At 58.4% G+C, this 19,193-nt stretch carries 14 protein-coding genes and 1 tRNA gene; 8 read left to right on the top strand and 7 right to left on the bottom strand.

The window, feature by feature from the left end; translation table 11 throughout:
- Nucleotides 1-398 precede the first annotated feature (398 nt).
- The 5 genes from F4V58_RS07155 to F4V58_RS07175 all read left to right on the top strand — a co-directional run bounded on the left by F4V58_RS07155 (nucleotide 399) and on the right by F4V58_RS07175 (nucleotide 5,428).
- Nucleotides 399-2,060 carry an L-lactate permease gene (locus F4V58_RS07155; RefSeq protein WP_075734637.1) on the top strand — a complete coding sequence of 554 codons (1,662 nt, stop codon included), beginning with the start codon at nucleotides 399-401 and terminating at the stop codon, nucleotides 2,058-2,060.
- A 118-nt stretch (nucleotides 2,061-2,178) separates the two neighbouring features.
- A complete protein-coding gene (locus tag F4V58_RS07160; RefSeq protein WP_075734639.1) occupies nucleotides 2,179-2,964 on the top strand; it encodes a (Fe-S)-binding protein in 786 nt (261 codons plus the stop codon).
- Nucleotides 2,964-4,481, top strand: a complete 1,518-nt coding sequence (locus F4V58_RS07165; protein WP_075734641.1) for a LutB/LldF family L-lactate oxidation iron-sulfur protein — start codon at nucleotides 2,964-2,966, stop codon at nucleotides 4,479-4,481. The genes F4V58_RS07160 and F4V58_RS07165 overlap by 1 nt, the downstream gene beginning before the upstream one ends.
- The gene (locus tag F4V58_RS07170) at nucleotides 4,482-5,108 is read left to right on the top strand and encodes a LutC/YkgG family protein (RefSeq protein WP_075734643.1); all 627 of its coding nucleotides are present in this window, start codon (nucleotides 4,482-4,484) and stop codon (nucleotides 5,106-5,108) included.
- 246 nt (nucleotides 5,109-5,354) lie between these two features.
- Nucleotides 5,355-5,428: transfer RNA gene (locus F4V58_RS07175), tRNA-Arg, on the top strand.
- A gap of 215 nt (nucleotides 5,429-5,643) precedes the next feature.
- Here F4V58_RS07175 and F4V58_RS12500 read toward each other — a convergent pair.
- The 7 genes from F4V58_RS12500 to F4V58_RS07205 all read right to left on the bottom strand — a co-directional run bounded on the left by F4V58_RS12500 (nucleotide 5,644) and on the right by F4V58_RS07205 (nucleotide 14,990).
- Nucleotides 5,644-5,811 (bottom strand): hypothetical protein, encoded by a 168-nt coding sequence (locus F4V58_RS12500; protein ID WP_157105768.1) that lies wholly within the window; start codon nucleotides 5,809-5,811, stop codon nucleotides 5,644-5,646.
- A gap of 136 nt (nucleotides 5,812-5,947) precedes the next feature.
- Nucleotides 5,948-6,247, bottom strand: a complete 300-nt coding sequence (locus F4V58_RS07180) for a molecular chaperone GrpE (RefSeq protein WP_075734645.1) — start codon at nucleotides 6,245-6,247, stop codon at nucleotides 5,948-5,950.
- Nucleotides 6,248-6,398: 151 nt separating this feature from the next.
- On the bottom strand, nucleotides 6,399-6,872 hold the full coding sequence (locus F4V58_RS07185) for a MarR family winged helix-turn-helix transcriptional regulator (RefSeq protein WP_075734647.1): 474 nt from the start codon (nucleotides 6,870-6,872) through the stop codon (nucleotides 6,399-6,401).
- A 187-nt stretch (nucleotides 6,873-7,059) separates the two neighbouring features.
- Nucleotides 7,060-9,756: an AAA family ATPase gene (locus tag F4V58_RS07190; RefSeq protein ID WP_075734649.1), complete on the bottom strand. Its 2,697-nt coding sequence runs from the start codon at nucleotides 9,754-9,756 to the stop codon at nucleotides 7,060-7,062.
- Between the two features lie 4 nt (nucleotides 9,757-9,760).
- Nucleotides 9,761-10,903, bottom strand: a complete 1,143-nt coding sequence (locus F4V58_RS07195) for a metallophosphoesterase family protein (RefSeq protein ID WP_075734651.1) — start codon at nucleotides 10,901-10,903, stop codon at nucleotides 9,761-9,763.
- A gap of 37 nt (nucleotides 10,904-10,940) precedes the next feature.
- On the bottom strand, nucleotides 10,941-11,774 hold the full coding sequence (locus F4V58_RS07200; protein ID WP_075734653.1) for an SWIM zinc finger family protein: 834 nt from the start codon (nucleotides 11,772-11,774) through the stop codon (nucleotides 10,941-10,943).
- A 3-nt stretch (nucleotides 11,775-11,777) separates the two neighbouring features.
- Complete coding sequence (locus F4V58_RS07205) at nucleotides 11,778-14,990, bottom strand: DEAD/DEAH box helicase (RefSeq protein ID WP_075734655.1); 3,213 nt, start codon at nucleotides 14,988-14,990, stop codon at nucleotides 11,778-11,780.
- A gap of 492 nt (nucleotides 14,991-15,482) precedes the next feature.
- On the opposite strand from F4V58_RS07205, the gene putP reads away from it, so the two are divergent.
- From putP to F4V58_RS07220, 3 genes are all read left to right on the top strand, one after another.
- On the top strand, nucleotides 15,483-17,060 hold the full coding sequence (gene putP / locus F4V58_RS07210; RefSeq protein ID WP_075734657.1) for a sodium/proline symporter PutP: 1,578 nt from the start codon (nucleotides 15,483-15,485) through the stop codon (nucleotides 17,058-17,060).
- Nucleotides 17,061-17,263: 203 nt separating this feature from the next.
- A complete protein-coding gene (locus F4V58_RS12875; RefSeq protein ID WP_075734659.1) occupies nucleotides 17,264-17,959 on the top strand; it encodes an HNH endonuclease family protein in 696 nt (231 codons plus the stop codon).
- 92 nt (nucleotides 17,960-18,051) lie between these two features.
- Nucleotides 18,052-18,498 carry a DUF2269 domain-containing protein gene (locus tag F4V58_RS07220; RefSeq protein ID WP_075734661.1) on the top strand — a complete coding sequence of 149 codons (447 nt, stop codon included), beginning with the start codon at nucleotides 18,052-18,054 and terminating at the stop codon, nucleotides 18,496-18,498.
- Nucleotides 18,499-19,193 lie beyond the last annotated feature (695 nt).

Raw genomic sequence — 19,193 nt, forward strand, 5'->3', positions numbered from 1 at the left:
CATTTGCGCTCAAAAGTAGCTTCATTCAGTGGTTTCCCCACACGGCACGGTTTTTCCCGCACGGTGCCACCGCGGCTTAATTATTCAAGAACATAGATTCCTCCAGCCTTCCCTAAGCGATCAGCGCCGTACAGTTTTTCCGAAAGCGGCCGGCAAGAACTAACCCCACGAGCTTGGACCAAATGCCTCACCAGTACTAGCAAAACGAATCAAACCTATTGGGCACGACATGCAGGTTAACCCCGGGTTAACTGAAATACCACAAATCTGTTCGCTGGCAGGTAAATTACCAAAAGAAGATGGGGCGATACTCACATCAATGGCAACTGTGTGAATACCTCTCTATCTCGACAACTTCCAAGCTAACCAACATCTCTCACAAGAAAAGGAGGGCGAAGATGTTCACAGTCAACACCTCTGCCATTGGCGGAAGCCTCGGGCTGACTGCACTAGTTTCCGCGCTGCCCCTCGTTGTATTTTTCATCATGCTCCTGGTGGTTAAAGCCCGCGCCCACACCTCCGGTGCAGCGGCTCTTCTAGCCGCGCTACTCATTGCCATCATCGGCATGGACATGCCCGCCGGAATGGCAATCTCCACCGCTTTTCGCGGCGGACTCTTTGGGTTCTTGCCCATCGTCTGGGTCATTGTCATGGCCATCTGGTTCTATGAGCTAACCGTTGCCTCCGGCCGCTTTGAAGATCTGCGCCGTACCTTCGACGTCCTCGGCGAGGGCGACATCCGTATCCAGGCAATCCTCATTGCTTTCTGTTTCGGTGGCCTCCTGGAAGCCCTTGCTGGCTTCGGTGCGCCAGTGGCCATCACCGCCACCATGATCCTGGCACTGGGCGTTAAGCCACTCAAGGCCGCAACGGTAGTGCTGTTGGCCAACACCGCGCCCGTTGCCTTCGGCGCCGTGGCCATCCCCATCACCACCGCCGGTGAAGTTGGTGGACGTACCCTAGAGCAAACCCAAAACATTGCCGGAATCGTGGGCCACCAGGCACCGTTCCTGGCCATGATTGTTCCATTCTTCATCCTCTTTATCATCGACGGAATGCGCGGCGTCAAGGAAGCAGCCCCCGCTGCAGCCGTTATCGGCCTTTCCTTCGCTGTTGCCCAGTGGGCCGCCTCGAACTTCTTCGCCTACCAGCTCACCGACGTTGTAGCCTGCCTGTTCTCCTTGGGCGCAGCTGTTGCGTTCCTCCGTTTCTGGGATCCAAAGGGCGTTGCCTCGCTGCGCGAGCGCATGGACCTTGAACCTCACAACGAATCCGTTAAGCTCAACCCCACCCGCACCTGGATGGCCATGCTGCCTTACCTGATTGTGACCGTAGTCTTCGCCCTGGCCAACCTGGGCACCGCACTTCCGGGCTTCCTGAAGTCCTTCAAGTTCACCGTCGACTGGCCGCTGATCACGGACAAGCTCATTGATACCAACGGCAACGTAATCAAGACCGCCTACTCCCTGGCATGGATCGCCAACCCCGGCACCTTGCTGCTAATCTCCGGCCTCATCGTGGCCGTTGTCTACGCCATGTTTAACGAGGCTGGCCGCTACAAGCTCACCGCAGGTGACGCCTGGAACGCTTTCACCAGCGTGGCCTACCGCATGCGCTGGGCCGCCCTGACCATCGTCTTGGTTCTGGCACTGGCCTACGTGATGAACTTCTCCGGCCAGACCGTGGCCATGGGTGAATTCTTCGCCGGCCTGGGAGCAGCCTTCGCGTTCTTCTCCCCTGTCCTGGGCTGGATTGGTACCGCAGTTACCGGCTCTGACACCTCCGCCAACGCCTTGTTTGCCAACCTGCAGGTGACGGCAGCTCAGAACACTGGTGTTAACCCGGACCTCATGCTGGCGGCTAACACCGTTGGTGGCGTGACCGGCAAGATGATCTCCCCCCAGTCTCTTGCTATCGCCGCTACTGCAGTTTCCTTGGAAGGACAAGAATCCAAGATCTTTAAGTCCGTTGTGGGCTTCTCTGTATTCTTCCTGTTCTTGCTCTGCTGCCTGGTATTCCTGCAGACCAACATCTTCTCCTTTATGGCACCAATCGTGTAGGTCGCGTATTTACACAACACTAGTGTTCCATAATTAATGCAGGTCAGAGGTGATTTTTTCACTTCTGACCTGTATTATTACTATTACCCCCATGAGATTTTCTTTCAAAGGAGCTTGCATGAAAATCGCGCTATTTTCCACCTGTATTGGAGACTCACTGTTTCCCGATGCACACAAAGCAACTGCGCTAGTCTTATCCCGCCTAGGCCACGAGGTAGTGTTCCCGGAGGAGCAGACTTGCTGCGGGCAGATGCACTTTAATACCGGCTACCAAAAGCAGTCGATGGGCATGATCCGCACCTACGCGGACGCGTTCGCCGATCCTTCCATTGATTATGTGGTGGCAGCCTCCGGTTCCTGCGTGGCCGCTGTGCGCGACCAACACGTCCACATCGCGGACCGCCACGGCACCGCAGCTGACGTTGACGGTGCCAAGAAGGCCGCCAACAAAACCTACGACCTCCCGGAATTCCTGGTAGATATTGCAGGCGTTACCAACGTTGGTGCCTTCTTCCCGCACCGGGTGACTTATCACGCCTCTTGCCACGGGCTCCGCTTCCTCAAGCTCAAGGACAAGCCCTATCAGCTACTTAGCCAGGTTGAGGGCATGGAGCTAGTGCCTCTGGAAAATGTTGAGGAATGCTGCGGGTTTGGCGGCACCTTCTCGCTGAAAAACCCAGAGGTCTCCCGCGCTATGGTCTCCGACAAGGTGCGGCACGTCAAAGACACGCAGGCGGAGTACCTTACTGGCGGTGACTCTTCCTGCCTGATGAACATTGCCGGAACTCTGTCGCGTCAGCGCACCGGAATCCGCGCTATCCACCTCGCGGAGATCCTGGCTTCCACTAAGCAACACCCCTGGACGCCTAAGTCCGCCGCTTACTCGAAGGAGAGGATGCTCTAATGACTACATTTCTAGGAATCCCTACCGCAACCGAAGGCAACCTGCGCGGCGACCAAGGGTTCGTGGCGGGTGCGCACGAAGGGCTGAATAACGCTACCCAGCGCCGTAACCTACAGCACGCCACCACCACCATCCGCGACAAGCGTCAGAAGGCCGTAGACGAACTTCCCGACTGGCAGGCGCTGCGCGACGCCGGTTCGGCGCTCAAATCTGACGTTGCCGCCCGTATGCCGGAGCTACTCGAGCAGTTCGAGGAAGCCGTCACCGCACGCGGTGGCCACGTCCACTGGGCACGCGACGCCGCTGAGGCCAACAAAATCATCACTGACCTCATCCGCGCCGAGGGCGTGGATGAGGTAGTCAAGGTCAAGTCCATGGCCACCCAGGAAATCGCGCTCAACGAGCACCTGGAAGCCGAGGGTATCCACGCCCAGGAGACTGACTTGGCAGAGCTCATTGTCCAGCTGGGCGAAGACAAGCCTTCTCACATCTTGGTTCCCGCCATCCACCGCAACCGCGCGGAGGTTCGTGACATCTTTGTGCGCAAGATGCCCAACGTGGATGAGTCCATGCCGGCCAACCCGCCAGAACTGGCGGAAGCCGCCCGCGTATTCCTGCGCGAGCAATTCATGAAGGCCAAGGTAGCCATCTCCGGCGCCAACTTTGGCGTGGCGGAGACCGGTGCCGTAACCATCGTGGAATCTGAGGGCAACGGGCGCATGTGCCTTACCCTTCCAGAAACGCTCATCACCGTGATGGGTATCGAAAAACTGGTACCCACCTTCCAGGACCTAGAAGTATTCCTGCAGCTTCTCCCCCGCTCCTCCACGGCGGAGCGCATGAACCCGTACACCTCCATCTGGACCGGTGCGACTGCGGGAGACGGTCCGAAGAACTTCCACATCATCCTGCTGGACAACGGGCGCACGCGAGTCCTAGCCTCTGAAATCGGACACAAGGCCCTCAAGTGCATCAGGTGTTCGGCTTGTTTGAATGTGTGCCCCGTCTACGAACGCGCCGGCGGCCATGCCTACGGCTCGGTCTACCCAGGGCCAATTGGTATTGCGCTTACCCCGCAGCTAACCGGAATGAAGGACCATCACGATCCTTCGGCCAGCCTGCCTTACGCTTGTTCGCTGTGCGGCCGGTGTGATGAGGTTTGCCCGGTTAAAATTCCGCTATCCGAGGTCATCTTGGAAAACCGCTACCAGAAGGTCACCCACGCGGCACCGCCGCTGGAGCCAAAGATGTTTGCTGTTGTGCGCTTCCTCTGGGACCGCCCGAAGCTCTGGGATGCGGTCACCGGGATGGTTTCCCTTGGACGTATCATGGGCGGCTTCAACGGAACCATTGAGCACCTCCCGTTGTTCCTCTCCGGTTGGTCCGACGGCCGCGACACCGCCATCCCCCCAAAGCAGTCCTTCCGCGACTGGTTTGAATCCGAAGACGCTCAGGACCTACTGGCACAAGCCCGCGCCGAAGGCCTTCCCACCAACGCTCTGAAAGAGGAGAAGTAGATGTCCGCGAAACAAGAAATCCTCTCCCGTATCCGGTCCGCCCAAAAACAGGCTGGGCTTCCAACTCACGTCGATGTACCCCGTGAATACATAACCGAGGGAACCCTGGGGCGCGAAGAACTCAAAGAAATGCTCATCGACCGCCTGGAGGACTACAAAGCAGACGTCCGGGTCACCGATGAGGCGGCGCTGCCCCAGGCAATCGCGGACGTCCTCCGGGACCGGGATTGCCACGTAGTGCGCTACGCCCCGGGTATGGATCCAGGGCTCCTCGGTGAGTTTTCAGGCGACGTCAAGCCCGACGACGTGGAAGCAGACCCGCGCTTGCTTAACGAGGTTGACGCCGTGGTCACCGAATCACATGTCAGCTGCGCCCAAACTGGCACGATTGTCTTGGAATCAAACGAGCTCTGTGGACGCCGCGCCTTCACGCTAGTGCCAGACCGGCACGTAGTCATTGTCCGCGCTGAGTCCGTAGTCTTTGGCATTCCAGAGATGGTCTCCCGAATTGACCGCGTACGCCCCGCCACGTGGATTTCCGGTCCGTCCGCCACCTCCGATATTGAGCTTTCTCGTGTCGAGGGCGTACACGGCCCCCGTGACCTCATCTGCATCTTGGTCTACTAAGCCCCGGGGTCTTCCAAAGGCCACACCAACATTGTTGGCGTTTGAGGGGAATTTTACGCAAAAGCGCAGCCACTGATTTCCGGTGGCTGCGCTTTTTCGGCGTTAATCTCCACCGGTGTTGCAGCTAAGACGCTAGGAAACACCGGCTAACCGGTGATGAGTTTAAAACCGCTCCCAGGGCAATTGTAAATTTTGGAGTCCTTTGCGTTATGATAAATACTCGTTGCAGCAAACGCTAGCAGCTGAGCCCCCGTAGCTCAGAGGATTAGAGCATCGGTTTCCGGTACCGAAGGTCGCAAGTTCGAATCTTGTCGGGGGCACATTTTTATGTCTGAGGCCAGGTCCTAGGTCAGGTCCCGGCCAGGTCCTGGTCAGTGGTGTATCTAGCCCTATCTCCCGCTTCATGTACTCAAGACCATAACCCGCAGCGCTGGGGTAAAAGCAACGGGAAAACCACAAACAAACCCTCCAGCGCACTGGCTGGCGGGTTTGTTGAAAGAAAAGATACTCTCTAACTGAGTGAAGATAACCTCAGTTAGAAGAGGGTTCCCCACTCAATGTAGTGCATGCCCATTAGAGAGGCTATCCACACAACGGCGGTAATGAGAACCATGGGAACCGCGAAGATGAACTCGGATACCCAGCCGTCATCGGAATTGCGTACAGCGGCTTCCCTTTTTTCGATTTCTTGACGGTCGCGCATAGCTGTCCCGTGTCCTTTCTTAGAAAATCCTCATGGAAAAATGTGCCCGGAGGCCAATAACTTCTTCTACTCTAGCAGGCGGTGGACACCTTGACCCCCCAAATGGGAGCCTTCGAGGTCAAGATCTTTAGGTGATCTAGATCCCTGGATCCTCACCGGAAATTAATGCTTCAACAAAGGCCTCCCTTTGCGCAAACATCTTCTCAATTTCTTCTTCCGGCCCAGTAATCCACACATCTTCATCAGGGTCAAAGGTCAGCACGTTGTCCGGGTTGTCGTCTAAAACCTTTTCCACAGCCTCGATCTGTTCCTCAGTGAGGAAATCTGACTCCAGGAGATTTGGGGACTCCACCACAGCCCGTAGTTCGTCCTGCGGGGTGATCCCAAACAAGGGATACTGCCGGCGCGGGTGTTCAAAAAGTTCTTGACCTATCATGTCTCTAGATTCTAGCCCACTCCAGCGGCCCGCCACGTCCGGCCGGCAATTCAATGCCGGGCCAAGTAGTAAAATGAGCACCGGGTCAGTGGCTAGCAGGGTTCAACTGGGCCCCGCTGAGGCTGGTTATCCACCGGTTTATCTCACCGGGTTATTTACGGTAACCGGCCACGTTGTCCACGCTCATTACCCCGCTAAGAAAACGCTCCAGCGAAGCCTTATCGCTTTGTTCCATGTGGTCGAAGACCAGCCGCCGGACGGATTCCACGTGGTCTGGGACTGCCGTTTCCAGACGCAGTAATCCCTCCTCTGTAATCTGAACCAAGACACCCCGGGCATCGGATAGTGACTTAGTCTTGCTCACCAGGCCGCGGCGGGTCATGCGGGTGATCTGATGAGAGGCCCTGGATCTGTCCCACCCCAGCGCCGAGCACAAGTCACGGAGGCGGAGCTTTTGCTGTTCCGCCTCAGAGAGCGCTACCAGCACGGAGAACTCCGAGATTGTCAGCTCGCTTACTTCGAGGAGGGTTTCATCCATCCCGCGGTTAATCTTTCGCATAGCTCCTAGAAGCAAACGCCATAGAGCCTGTTCATCATCGTCGAGCCACCTGGTGCCGGAAGTCATGTAAACAACATTAACTGTTTCCCTGAGCCAAACAAAAAATAGGAGGTTTGGGGATAAGAATCCGCCCCGCAGATTGTTACTTGTTCCCCCAGGAAAGTTGGACTCAAAAGAACCTGTACTGACTTTTAGGCTATTTTGGGGAGTTGTTTCTGCAGGGCGGATCTGCCACAACAGGGCCTAGCTGCGGCTAGCTTTTAAGCGTCTCAATATCTAGGCTCACCCGCCCCGGAATCCGCTCGTAACGCTCCGGCATACAGGTCAGCACAATGACCTGGGAGGCTTTGCCCACGTCGTGGAAGAGCGTGGCCATCAAATCCAAGCGGTAGGAGTCCGTGGAACCCAGGGCGTCGTCGATAACAATGGGCACCGACTCCGCCGTACCGCCCGCCGCCTTGGTACCGTCCGGGTCCGCCACCAAGGAAGCAATGGCAAACCTTGTCAGCAAAGAAAGCTGCTCCTTGGCACCACCGGACAAGTCACCCAATTCCACCGTGGCACCCGCGCGGGTGCGGCTTTCCACCTCCAAGTGCTCGTTCAAGTTGAAGGAAACATCACTGCCAAAAACCACTTGGGCAAACTGGCTGAGCTTGGCTGCAAAGGGGGCGGCGTACTTCTCCCGCGCGGCCGTGCGGTGGCGGTCCAAGACCTCAGCTAAGTAGGCCACCGCCTCCGCGCGGCGGGTGACGTTGTGCAGCTGGTTCTCCGCCGCCTCCAGCTCGTTTTCCGCAATAGCCAGCTCTTCCTCCGCACCTTCGGCTTGGTCAATGTAGGACTGGTTGGATAGCAGCTTACGCTCGGCGTCCTGGATGGTTTCCTGGATGGACTTCAGGGCAGCTGCAGCACCGTCGCGCAGCTTGCTAGCTACCTCCGGATTTGCGGCCTTGACCTCCGCTTGCCGCTCAGCGACGGCGGACTTGTGTTCTTGGTATGCCTCCCGGGCGTCCTCGACTGCCTGCGCCAGGGCCTCGCGTGAAGCCTCTGCGTCAGCGCGGTTGATAAGCTCACGTGCCCGGGCCACGGCGTCTTCTGCGCCACGGAGTTTCTGCGCGACCTCTGCACGTTTTAGCTGCGCCTGGTTATCACTGAGCGCCTCAACGGATATTTGGGCGCGGTCAAAGGCGGCATCGGCAGCAGAAAGCTCTTCTTCTGCCGCCGCCAGGGCCGTGGTGGCGTCTTCTACTGACACCTGGGCGCAATCACCCGAGTCCGCGGCGAACTTCTCATCCAACGCCTGCAAGACCGCGCGCAGCTCTTCCAAGTCCTCCCCGCCCAAAGCCGAGCGAAGCTCCGCCTGCGCGCGGGTTAGTTCCTCTTCCACCGCGCGGTGGTTATCCCGGCGCGAACGCACATCCTCCAAGTCCTTAGTTCCCAGCTGGTCCATGAGGGAATCAAAAACCTGCTGCGCGGAGTCAACCTTTTCATTCCAATCCACCTTGATTCCGGCGGCCTGGACAAACTGCGCGGTAACATTGCCAATCTCAATGGTGGTGCCATCTGCTAGCGCGACAGTAGTCTCCGCGTCAGCCAAGACCGTAATCTCCTGGCCGTCCACGCCCACGGCGGTGGGCTCCGTGGCTGTCAGCAGCAGCTTGGCCGCAGCGGTATCCCGCTTGTGCTGGGCCAATTCCAGCTCATTGGCGGCCTTCTCCGCTTCTGTCACGTGGGCGTCCGTAACCACCACCGGCCCGCGACTAGCAGCGGCTGCGCGCTTTTTAACCACCACCTGGTGGAGCTTGTCCAACTGCGCCACCTTGTCCTGCAAGCTGCTGCGCTTTTCCCAATCTTTGGCTACACCCAGCTGCCTCTTGGCCTCCTGGACGTCCAGGCGCGCGGTGTCGCGGGCCTTACGCGCGGCCGCCAGCTTGTCCTTTGCCGCGGCCACGGACTGGGCTTCTTCCTTGGCTGATTGTTCAGCCTGCGCGTGTTCGGTAGCGAATTTGGTCTCTAGCTTCTGGGCTTTTTCCAGCTCCGTGTCCAACTCGTCACGGCGGGTGAGGTCTTGCTGCGCGCGGTCAAGGTCTTCTTTGGCCCGCTGGTAATCTAGTTGCGCTACCTCCAGCTTCTTCTGCACCTCCGCAGCGGCCTGCGCGGCCGTGGTCTTGGTGGCCAGGTCCTCCTCCGCCTCCGGAATCCTTGCCTTAGCGTCGCTCAAAGTCTTCTGTGCCCGCTCCACCTCATCTATCCGCGATTGCAGGTTATTGACGGCGTCCTGCGCGTCCGCGAGCGCTTCTTCCGCGTCTTCCACGCGCCCAATGGCCTCGGCGTACTCCTTGGTGGGGGTCTGCCTACTCTTGGTGAAGTACCGCAGATATTCAGCCTGCACCCGGGCCCCAAGCTCAGAATCATCCTCCTCCGCACTGTCGGAATCCAACCCCGTCGCGTGTTGGAGAGCCTGCTCCAAGGTCTTCAGCCCGGCGGCCTGCAGCGCCGCGTCTTCTTCCCCCTGGTGCATAAACAGCGAATCCAGCAGGTTCATCTCCACCGCTTCTTCCAAGATTTCCTCCAGGCGGGCCTCCGCCTGGGCACCGGTGTAGCTCTCCCGCCGGGGCTTATAGATAGTTAGCTCCGCAGCCTTACTCTTTTTAAAGCGCTTGAAAATTTTGAACTCATAGTCCCCCACCGCCATTTGCAGGGTAATTTCCGGGGCCTCATCTACATCCACCGGCGCAAGCCACCCCGCGCCGTGGTGCGCAAACGTCCCCCTGCTCCTTTGCGCTGAGGAATTATGCGGTTGGGTCAAGACAATCTTCAAGGCCTCAAGCACCGTGGATTTTCCGGCCTCATTGCCGCCGTGGATGACAATGACTCCGGTTTCCGGGAGCTCATCCGCACGCAGATGCCGCACGCCGCGGACGTTAGAAAGTTCAATACTCTTGATATGCATATTTCTAGGCTCCTTTGCCGGAAAGGCGGAAAAGTAGGTTGGCGGCGTCACGCGCCACCGGGTCATGTTCCATGTCTTCTACTAGTTCCTCTAGCGCGCTGTGGACGTAGCCGCGCAGCCCGAGGGTCTTAAGCTCCTCCGGCTCCGGCTCCAGCACCAACTCGGTGGTTCTTTCCCGGGGGTTGAGCGCCGCAAAGGTCTCTTTCCAGGACTCTAGGCCGTCCTCCAGCTTCCGCTGGCTGCTGAGGCTAATCGTGCCGGTCAAACCGTATTTGATAACCGTTCTGGACTTATCCGGGTACTTCGCCAGCCTCTCCAGGAAGGTATCTACGTCTTCTTCACTATTGAGGTGGGCGTGGATACTGTCAAAAGTCCACCGGCCAACCACGCGGCGCTCAACCTCCACGGTGGCGCGCCCATCCTCCTTGGTGATGGTTACCACCAAAGCGTTGCCGGAATCATTTTCTCCCTTATCGCCGTCTAACTCGTGGAAATCGGTGGTCTCCGGTGCGCCGGAGAACCACACGGCCCCGGTGTTGCCCAAGCAAACGGTGGAGTGGGTATCCCCCAGCGCTAGGTAATCAATAACCCCGTCCCGTAGCGCCTGTTCTACCGTGGGTAGGTCAATTAAGTCCAGGGGTTTTTCCGAGGACCGAGAAGATACTTGGCCGTGTGCCACCATCACACGGATATCCTCAGTAGGCTCTAGCTCCCGCAGCGCCGCCGCCACGATGTCGTGAGTGGCACGCTTGGTCACATACGGCGCGCCCACCACTTCCACGCCCGGGGATACCGCGATGGGGGTGGCGTCAGTGATGACATGAACATGACCGCCGGCCATCTTTTCCAAGATGGAACCGGCGGTAAGGGGGTCATGGTTGCCGGGCAGCAGGTACACCGGCACCGGAAGCGCCTGGAAGGCCTCCTTGGCGCGGGAAACCGTTTTGCGGCTAAGCGCGTTGTGTTCAAAAACGTCACCTGCCACCACAATAAAATCCGCCCCCGTCTCTTCCGCCAGTGCGCCCACAGCGGCGATGGACTCAATGCGGGCCTCCTCAAAGCGGGCTTGGGCCTCACCCTCTAGGAACCAGCGCTTCATTCCCAGCTGCAAGTCTGATGTATGGATAAAAGTTAGTGATTTACTCATAACCTTCAGTCTATCGCCCGGGGAGGACATTGGGGGACTACTGGCGGGTCAGATGATCGTACAAGTCTTCGATATCACTGATAGCGCGCAGCAGTTCAATATTGGTGTGGGAGACAGTCCGCAGCGCCCTTTTCAGCGCGTCCATGTCCGAATCTTCTAAAGCCGGCGCAACCTTGGGCTCCGGCAAGTCCGGGAGCGTCCGTCCGTTCCAGAAAAGCTCGTTGCGCTCATCAGGATCCACGCTACCGTCTTCCCTCGTAGCGTCCGCGGCTACTTCTGGAGCCTTAGCCATAATTAGTTGCTCTAGCTTGGCAAAGGTTATCCCACGCATCTCAAAAATCACTGCGGGGTCCGCGTCAATCTTTGCTACCAGGCAGTCCACCACAGCCACGATGTGCTTGCATACCCAGGCTGAGTCCGGGCAGTCACACCCAAAGCTAATATCTTGCGAATCTTCGGCCAGTAAGATGTCCACCACCTCGCTAGGGAGCTCCCCTTCCTGGGCGTCCCGGATGGCGTTGGTGGTGCGCGCCAGGATTTCTGCGACCTTGCCCAGCTCGTCATTACTACGGTACGGCAGCCTCACTAGCACCGCGAAGGGGTCATTTTGGGATCCCGCCACCTGGCCGTGGACCGCACCGTTGCGGACATCTATATCAACCACGTGGCCCTTGCGGGCGTAGTCCCGCCCGCGTTTCAGCCTGCCGGCGTCCGTGCGCCCCTCCACCGCAGCAACTAGACGTTGCCCCGCGAGGCTCACCCCGGTGCCCGGGCGGCCAGACTTATCAACCTTGGAAATCTCCTGCGGAGTAGCTCCCCTCCCCCGTGCGCCGAAGTTGACGTAGATGATGTTGTCATCGCGTGTAGCCATGTTTTAGTCCTCCCTTCCGCGGTAACTCATCAAATCAGCCAGCTGATCCGGGGAGAGCTCAGTGAGCCAGCCTTCGCCCTCACCGACCACCGCACCGGCCAGTTCAGTCTTGCCGTCCAAAATATCTTGGATGGATTCTTCCAGGGTTCCCGCCGTAATCATCTTATAGACCGCCACGTTCTTTTCCTGGCCAATACGGAACGCCCGGTCCGTGGCCTGGTTTTCCACCGCCGGGTTCCACCAGCGGTCCATGTGGACCACAATGTTGGCCGCGGTGAGGTTAAGCCCTGTACCGCCGGCTTTGAGGGAAAGCAACATCACTGGCGGTCCGCCCGGGGTCTGGAAATCCTCCACCATGGCGTCGCGTTTAGCCTTTGAGACACCACCGTTGAGAAACGGGATGTCCCTGCCCAGCTGCTCTTTTAGATAAGGCTGCAGAATATCACCGAAGGCCTTGTACTGGGTAAATACCAGGACCCTTTCTCCGGCCTCCGTGGCGGCGTCAATAATGCGCATGAGCTCCGCCACCTTGCCCGAGCGGTGCTTGCCGCGCAGCGTTACTGGGGAGCCGTCGCCTAAAAAGTGCGCCGGGTGGTTACAAATCTGCTTAATCCGCGTCAATGAGGACAGCACCAGGCCACGAAGCGCCATCCCTTGGGCCTCTTCTAACCGGCGCTGCAGGTCATCAACAAAGCCTTTATACAAGGCCGCCTGCTCGCGCGTCATTGACACGGTGACTATCTGTTCGGATTTCTCCGGCAGGTCATCAATGATGGTGGTGTCAGTCTTCAGCCGCCGGAGGATAAACGGCGCTACCAAGGTACGCAGCCGCTCCGCCATCTCCGCGTCATCTTGGCGCTCAATGGGCTTGGCAAAGTGGTTGCGGAAAAAGCTTGCGGAACCTAAGACGCCCGGGTTGCAGAAATCCACGATGGAGCGCATCTCACTCAAGCGGTTTTCCACCGGCGTACCAGTCAGGGCCACCCGATGCCGCGAAGGCAAGGAGCGCACCGCCTTGGACGCCCGCGTGGAGGAGTTCTTAATGGCCTGGGCCTCATCTAGGACCACCCGCTCCCAGTCCAGCTGGCCCAGCATCTGGAAATCACGCCCGGCCGTGCCATAAGAGGTAATGACCAGGTCCGCGCCGCGCGCAGCCGCAAAGAAGTCTTCATCGCGCAAACGCCCGGGGCCGTGGTGGACCACCACCTTGAAGCTAGGCACAAACTTATTGGCCTCACGCGCCCAGTTACCCACCACGGAGGTAGGCGCGATAACCAACGTTGGGCCCAGGCCTGGCGCTGCAGCTCCGGCCTGGGCCCCCGGGCCGGATACTGCGGCGGGCCCAGAGCTGGCCGCGGGTCCACTACTGGCGTCCGCCGCCCGTTTGTGCTCGGCGCGCGTTTTTTCCACCGCCAGCATGGTCAGCAGCTGCAGGGTCTTTCCCAGCCCCATATCATCAGCCAGGACGGCACCAATGTTGTTCTGCGACATCCAGTACAACCAGTCCACACCGCGCCGCTGGTAATCACGCAGCTCCGCGTGGACTATATCCGGGATCTCCACGCGCTCGGGCGCTACCGTGTCCATGCCTCCCAGGATGGAGTTAAACCACCCCGAGCCGGTGAACTCGATGGGCTCGTTGGCCATGGCTTCCAGCGCTAGCTGGCGCAGTTCCTCTAGGGTAACCAGGCCCTCACCGCCGTCTTCGCCTTGGCCTCCGCGGGCGTTAAACGCCTCTACCCGCTCGGAAACCTGGGCAAGCTTAATCTCCCACCCGGGCTCCCCCTGCTCTTTGGCGCGCAAGGCCTCGCGCATGGCTATGTCTAGCTGCTTTTTCTCCCTCGTCCGGGAGGTCTTGGCCAGCTGCTCCATGTATTCGCTGATTTTGCCCAGCGCTGAGGTATCCGCCATGACCCACTCACCGCGCAGCTGGATCAGCCCGGACTTGGACTGAACGAGCCGTTCCATTTCCTCATCGGTAAGCTCAGTGTCTCCCACTGAGAGCTTCCAGTCATAGGCCACCAGCTTGTCAAAGCCCAGATGGGACTTGGTAGCGGACTCCGCTGGGTCGCGGACTTCCCGGGTCTCAAGCTTGGCAGTGGTTTCCATGTGCGCCCACGCCTTGGGCAACATGACCGTAAACCCGGCTTGCTTGAGCGCCGCCACGCCTTGGCCCACGAACTGCACTAGCTGGTCGGTGGTCAGGTAGACATCCCAGTCCCCGGCGTTGTCATAGCGCATGGGTGCGGGCAGGGAGCCTTGCGGGTCCAGGAAACTGGTGATGCTTATTGCTTGCCGGTGCGCCTGGCGCAGACGTTCAGCACTCGCTGAATCCAACTGGCTAATGTTTACCGGCCGTGGGGCGTCCGTGCCTGAGCGCACCTGCACACGAACCGGCCAGGCAACCGCACCGGCGCCCTCCTCCGGCACGCCAGTACCGGATTCTTCTTCCCCAGGTTCATCTTTAGGGGGCTCTTCGACGATAAACACTAACTGTAGATCCACCTGGGTGATGGAATCACGCCATTCGTTTAAGCCACGAAGTAGCGCGGTACGCCCGCGCCTGACCGGGGTGGTGTGCAACACCGACTCAACAAATTCATGCCACGGATAAGGACGCATGGCGGTTTGGAGTTCCCGAAGCTCCGTGTAGGCAATCCAGTGGGTTAGCTCTCCGGCCAGATCATCTGCCAAAGAGCGGTTGTTGATAGACAGGATTCCCGGCGCGGCCGCGGTCATCTCCGCTAGCCATCCGCGTTCCTTCAGCCCTTGGGTCAGCTGCCACATGGGCAGCCACTCCCCGGCCTTGTAGTTTAGGCGCAGCGTCACGCGCCCGGCGCGGACAAAGCGGCACAGGCCTTGGTAGGCGCGGATCAACCACAACAAGTCCGGCGCCAAGGTAGCGCGCTGCTCCGGGCTTACCCCCGGGTTATGGGAATCAATCTGGGCTAGCTGGTGGAAAATCTCCACCGTTTCTTCTGGCCCGAACATGCCCATGGGGACCATGAGGGAGACGTCTTTACCCTTGGGCGTGCGCAGCGACATCCGCGCGCGGTTGCGGAAAGACTTCCTGCTGAGGATTTTCTCCACGGCTTCTGGAAAGATCCCCTCCGGTACCACGGAGGCGGTAATTATTTTGTGCCCGTCTGTTTGCTCGATCCACAAACCCAGGCCGGAGACCGGCAGCCAGACTCCATGGACGAGGTATTTAGACATAAAAGGCATTCTAACATTTACAAGGAATTTAACCTTGTTCGGAAAAACTCTTGCTTGCCCGCGACCAACCAAGGCCCCTGTCCATAATCACCGCCAAAACCCCAGCCACGATCCCCAGCAAGCGTTCCCCGCGAAGCTCCTGGCAGAATACGCCGCCAAAAGACCCTAGCAAGCAATGACAGCGGAGCCACACCCGGGGGAAGCCGCTAGCCGGTTGGCCTATTCCCCCGGAATTTCCCCCCATCTTTCTTCCCTCCATTCCCGGCCCGACGCCAACCCAGCTAACGGCAACGTTTTCTAGCTCTCAACTGGGATTAAGAGTGTACTGCGTCACTGTAAAATGGGACGTTTGGGTACAGAAATTTTTCCGGGAAAGCACACTTTGCGCACCGAACCTGCCCCAATATAGTTTCCGTCAATAAAAGGTTGCAGGTAGCATGACTAACATTCGTTTAACTGACAAACAATCTCTCAAATAAGAAAAGAGTGCACGTGGATTCCTCAACTTGGTACATCGTTGCCATCATCATCTATCTCTTTGCCATGTTGGCCATTGGTTTCTGGTCCTACCGCAAGACCAGTGAGTATGACCAATACGTACTTGGCGGCCGTGGCCTTAACCCCTTCGTTGCAGCCATGTCTGCCGGTGCCTCGGACATGTCCGGGTGGCTGCTCATGGGCCTTCCCGGCGCACTATTCCTCACCGGTATGTCCTCCCTCTGGATTGCCATTGGCCTAACCGTTGGCGCTTGGTTGAACTGGAAGTACGTGGCCCCGCGCCTGCGCGCATATTCAGAGGTGGCCAACAACTCCATCACCATCCCGTCCTTCTTTGAAAACCGCGTGCAGGACAAGTCCCGCCTGCTGCGTATTTTCTCCGCAGCAATCATCATCTTCTTCTTCACCTTCTATGTCTCCTCCGGCATGGTTGCCGGCGGCCGCTACTTTGAATCCACCTTTAATGGCTCCTACCTCACCGGCATGATGCTGGTGGCAGCAGTAACCGTTATCTACACCCTGGTGGGCGGCTTCCTGGCGGTGTCCTACACTGACGCCGTTCAGGGCGTGTTAATGTTCCTTTCCCTGGTCATCGTTCCGGTCATGGCCATCCTGGCTCTAGACAACCCCGGGGACATCTTCTCCTACGCCTCCAACCACCCCTACGGCACCGGCGGGGCCGTGGACAACCCTGATTACTTCAGCATGTTCTCCGGCGTTTCCCTAGCCGTTATCGTAGGCAACGTTGCCTGGGGCCTGGGCTACTTTGGCCAGCCCCACATCCTGGTCCGCTTCATGGCACTGCGCACCCCGAAGGACGCCGTAACCGGACGCCGTATTGGCATCTCCTGGATGGCGCTGTCCATCCTGGGCGCAGTATTTACCGCCCTTGCTGGCACGGTGTTTTTCACCAACCAGGACTACTCCATCACGGACCAGGAAAACTATGAGACCATCTTCCTGGATATGGCCCAGATCATGTTCCACCCGCTGTTCGCCGGCTTGGTCCTCACCGCCGTCCTTGCGGCCATCATGTCCACCATGTCCTCCCAGATGCTCGTGGTATCCTCCGCACTCATCGAGGATCTCACCAAGATCGTCTTCAAACAGGACCTGGGCAAAAAGAAGCTCATCAACCTCTCCCGCCTAGCGGTGCTAGCCATTTCCGTTATCGCCGCCGTGTTGGCTATCAACCCATCTGACTCCATCCTTGGCCTGGTGGGCTTCGCGTGGGCCGGTTTTGGTGCCGCCTTCGGCCCATTGGTCATCCTCTCGCTGTACTGGAAGCGCCTGAACTCCACCGGCGCTATCGTTGGCATGGTTGCTGGCGCGGCCGTCACCATCGCCTGGGGCATGTCCCCGCTGGGTGATTTCCTCTACGAGATTGTCCCCGGCTTCATTGTTAACCTCATCCTGACCTACGTGGTATCCGTAATGACCGCGGAGCCTAGCCACTCCGTGAAGAAGGAATTTGACAAGACCCTCGCGCTATTTGAGGTTGTCTCCCACAACGAGGACGTTGCGTTCGAGGAAGTTGACCTCAACAAGGTTGACCCTAAGCGCACCAAGTAGTCTCGACGCTTTTCCATAAGCACCGGCCCGCAGCCACCCACACCGGGTAGCTGCGGGCCTTTGCGTGCGGTGGCCACCCCTAGGGAGACCGGGGTTGGGAAAACCCTAGCGCCAAACACCGCCCGCTCCGGGATCTTCCTGCAGGTCCAACGATTGCCCGCACCCCACGGAACCTATCCTCCACGGCACCTGTCTAAAGGGGCATGGAGAAACACTCAAGAACCATCTTCACCTGGATACTAGTTATTGCCACGGCAGGCTACCTTGCCTACACCTGGCTACCGCCGCTGCGCCCCGTGGCACCGGACCCCCAACTCCCCGCCCTTGAAGTATCGCTTGGCTCAGTAGCAGTAATTGCCCAACGCCAGCGCGTGCTGGGCTATCAGCGTGAGAATTACGGCCAAGGCTGGGGGCCGGCACGCATACCAGGGATAGAGCACTGCACCGCGCGCGAGGCGGCGATTATGTCCCAAACAAAGTCCGGGATACCGTCCGTTGCGACCTCCCCGCCGTGCCAGAACGGGAGCCTTTACCTTTTTGATCCGTATTCGGCCTCGCAGATAGCTCTTAGAGACCGGACCCAGTGCGTAGAGATTGATCACGTCTTCCCCCTTTCGGCCAGCTGGGACATGGGTGCCTGGGCCTGGGATGAGCGCACCCGCAAAGCCTTTGCCAATGACCCGCTAAATCTTGTAGCAACCGGGAGCAGCCTCAATCAGGACAAATCAGACCAACTTCCCAGCCAATGGATGCCCCCGGAAAAAGCCACGAGGTGCTGGTACGTCCAACGGGTGGCTGCGGTGGCCGCAAAGTACCGACTCAGCCTTACAACTTCGGATGTAAAAACCATGCGGCGCGCGTGCCGGTTGGTCATGGGGCCTCCCTTATCACTAGGCTAAGGCGTTGACTCCAACGCCCGGGCAGCCAGACATTGCCCCCGGCGGTTATCATAACAATTTCCTAGCAACAGAAAGGCGTGCGTTTAGACACTATGTCATCGCTGCTAATCACCATCCACGTCATCGCGGCTATCGCCCTAATTGGCCCCGTGATGGTTTCCACGTCCATGTTCCCCGCCCGGATTGCCGGTGCCCAGGACGCCAGCCATGGCGGCTTAGGCTCCCTTCACACCTTGGCCACCATCACCAAGTCCTACGGTATGTTCTCCGCGCTAGTGCCTATCCTGGGCATCGGCGTTTTCTTGTCCGACCTTGACTACTATGGCAAGCAAGGACAATTCCACGCTTCTATCCTTCTGGCAATTATTGCCTGGGCGCTGCTGTTGTTTGTCATCGTGCCACGCCAGCAAAAGGTCCTTGAGGCTATCAAGGGCACCGCAACCGCCTTTGACTTCGAAAAATCCCGCAAACAGCTAGCCATGTTTGCCGGAATCTTCAACCTTCTATGGGTCATCTGCGCCGTCTTGATGTTCCTCTAGACAGCTGACAGTTCTTCACCAATCCGCGTTTCTTACCCCAGGTAAGGACGCGGATTTTTTGCCACATCCCGGGCCTCGCCCCTGAAACAGCGCCGGCAACCCAGGGGTGTACGCCCCTTCCCGCGCTTGGCGAAAAACCGGGCAGCCAAACCTCTTCCTTGCCCCGACTGGCTGGAAACACCCGACGCTAAGGCCCGGGCGTTAACCTACAAGCTGTGGTTAAATCGTTGACGCTTGATTAGGAATCTGCTTATGTTGTTTTTGGATTCAGATATCAGGGTGGAATATCAGGCTGGTTAAAGAAAGTGAGGATCCCATCATGCGGGGCTCCGGAAGTCAACAAAATAGCGAAGACAAAATCCGCAAATCTAGGTCTACCAACTCGACCGTGATGATGGCCGCGGCCATGCTCGGTCTTCTCTTCATGGTTATCGGGCTACCACCGCTAGGCGGCGTCTGTTTCATTGTGGCGTTCATTTGCGCATTGACCGAAGTCTTTAAAGCAATACCAGGCGTTGGTCGGTGAGGACTCACCCCTTTTGCCTGCAGCCAGCTCGACAAAGCGTAGAAGCCGTCTAAACGCGAGTTAAGTAGGCCGCCCAGGCGAAACCGCAATAGCTTTCCGGCGGGCGGGCACCTGCCTGGTCACCGGTTAAACAAAGCGACGGTTCCGAACAAAGGGACCCGAAACCCAA

The sequence above is a fragment of the Corynebacterium phocae genome, from assembly GCF_008693075.1.
Classification (GTDB): domain Bacteria; phylum Actinomycetota; class Actinomycetes; order Mycobacteriales; family Mycobacteriaceae; genus Corynebacterium; species Corynebacterium phocae.

Coding starts and splice junctions, on each gene's coding strand:
- F4V58_RS07155 (WP_075734637.1), top strand. CDS start 399: ATGTTCACAGTCAACACCTCTGCCATTGGCGGAAGCCTCGGGCTGACT.
- F4V58_RS07160 (WP_075734639.1), top strand. CDS start 2,179: ATGAAAATCGCGCTATTTTCCACCTGTATTGGAGACTCACTGTTTCCC.
- F4V58_RS07165 (WP_075734641.1), top strand. CDS start 2,964: ATGACTACATTTCTAGGAATCCCTACCGCAACCGAAGGCAACCTGCGC.
- F4V58_RS07170 (WP_075734643.1), top strand. CDS start 4,482: ATGTCCGCGAAACAAGAAATCCTCTCCCGTATCCGGTCCGCCCAAAAA.
- F4V58_RS12500 (WP_157105768.1), bottom strand. CDS start 5,811: ATGCGCGACCGTCAAGAAATCGAAAAAAGGGAAGCCGCTGTACGCAAT.
- F4V58_RS07180 (WP_075734645.1), bottom strand. CDS start 6,247: ATGATAGGTCAAGAACTTTTTGAACACCCGCGCCGGCAGTATCCCTTG.
- F4V58_RS07185 (WP_075734647.1), bottom strand. CDS start 6,872: ATGACTTCCGGCACCAGGTGGCTCGACGATGATGAACAGGCTCTATGG.
- F4V58_RS07190 (WP_075734649.1), bottom strand. CDS start 9,756: ATGCATATCAAGAGTATTGAACTTTCTAACGTCCGCGGCGTGCGGCAT.
- F4V58_RS07195 (WP_075734651.1), bottom strand. CDS start 10,903: ATGAGTAAATCACTAACTTTTATCCATACATCAGACTTGCAGCTGGGA.
- F4V58_RS07200 (WP_075734653.1), bottom strand. CDS start 11,774: ATGGCTACACGCGATGACAACATCATCTACGTCAACTTCGGCGCACGG.
- F4V58_RS07205 (WP_075734655.1), bottom strand. CDS start 14,990: ATGTCTAAATACCTCGTCCATGGAGTCTGGCTGCCGGTCTCCGGCCTG.
- F4V58_RS12875 (WP_075734659.1), top strand. CDS start 17,264: ATGGAGAAACACTCAAGAACCATCTTCACCTGGATACTAGTTATTGCC.
- F4V58_RS07220 (WP_075734661.1), top strand. CDS start 18,052: ATGTCATCGCTGCTAATCACCATCCACGTCATCGCGGCTATCGCCCTA.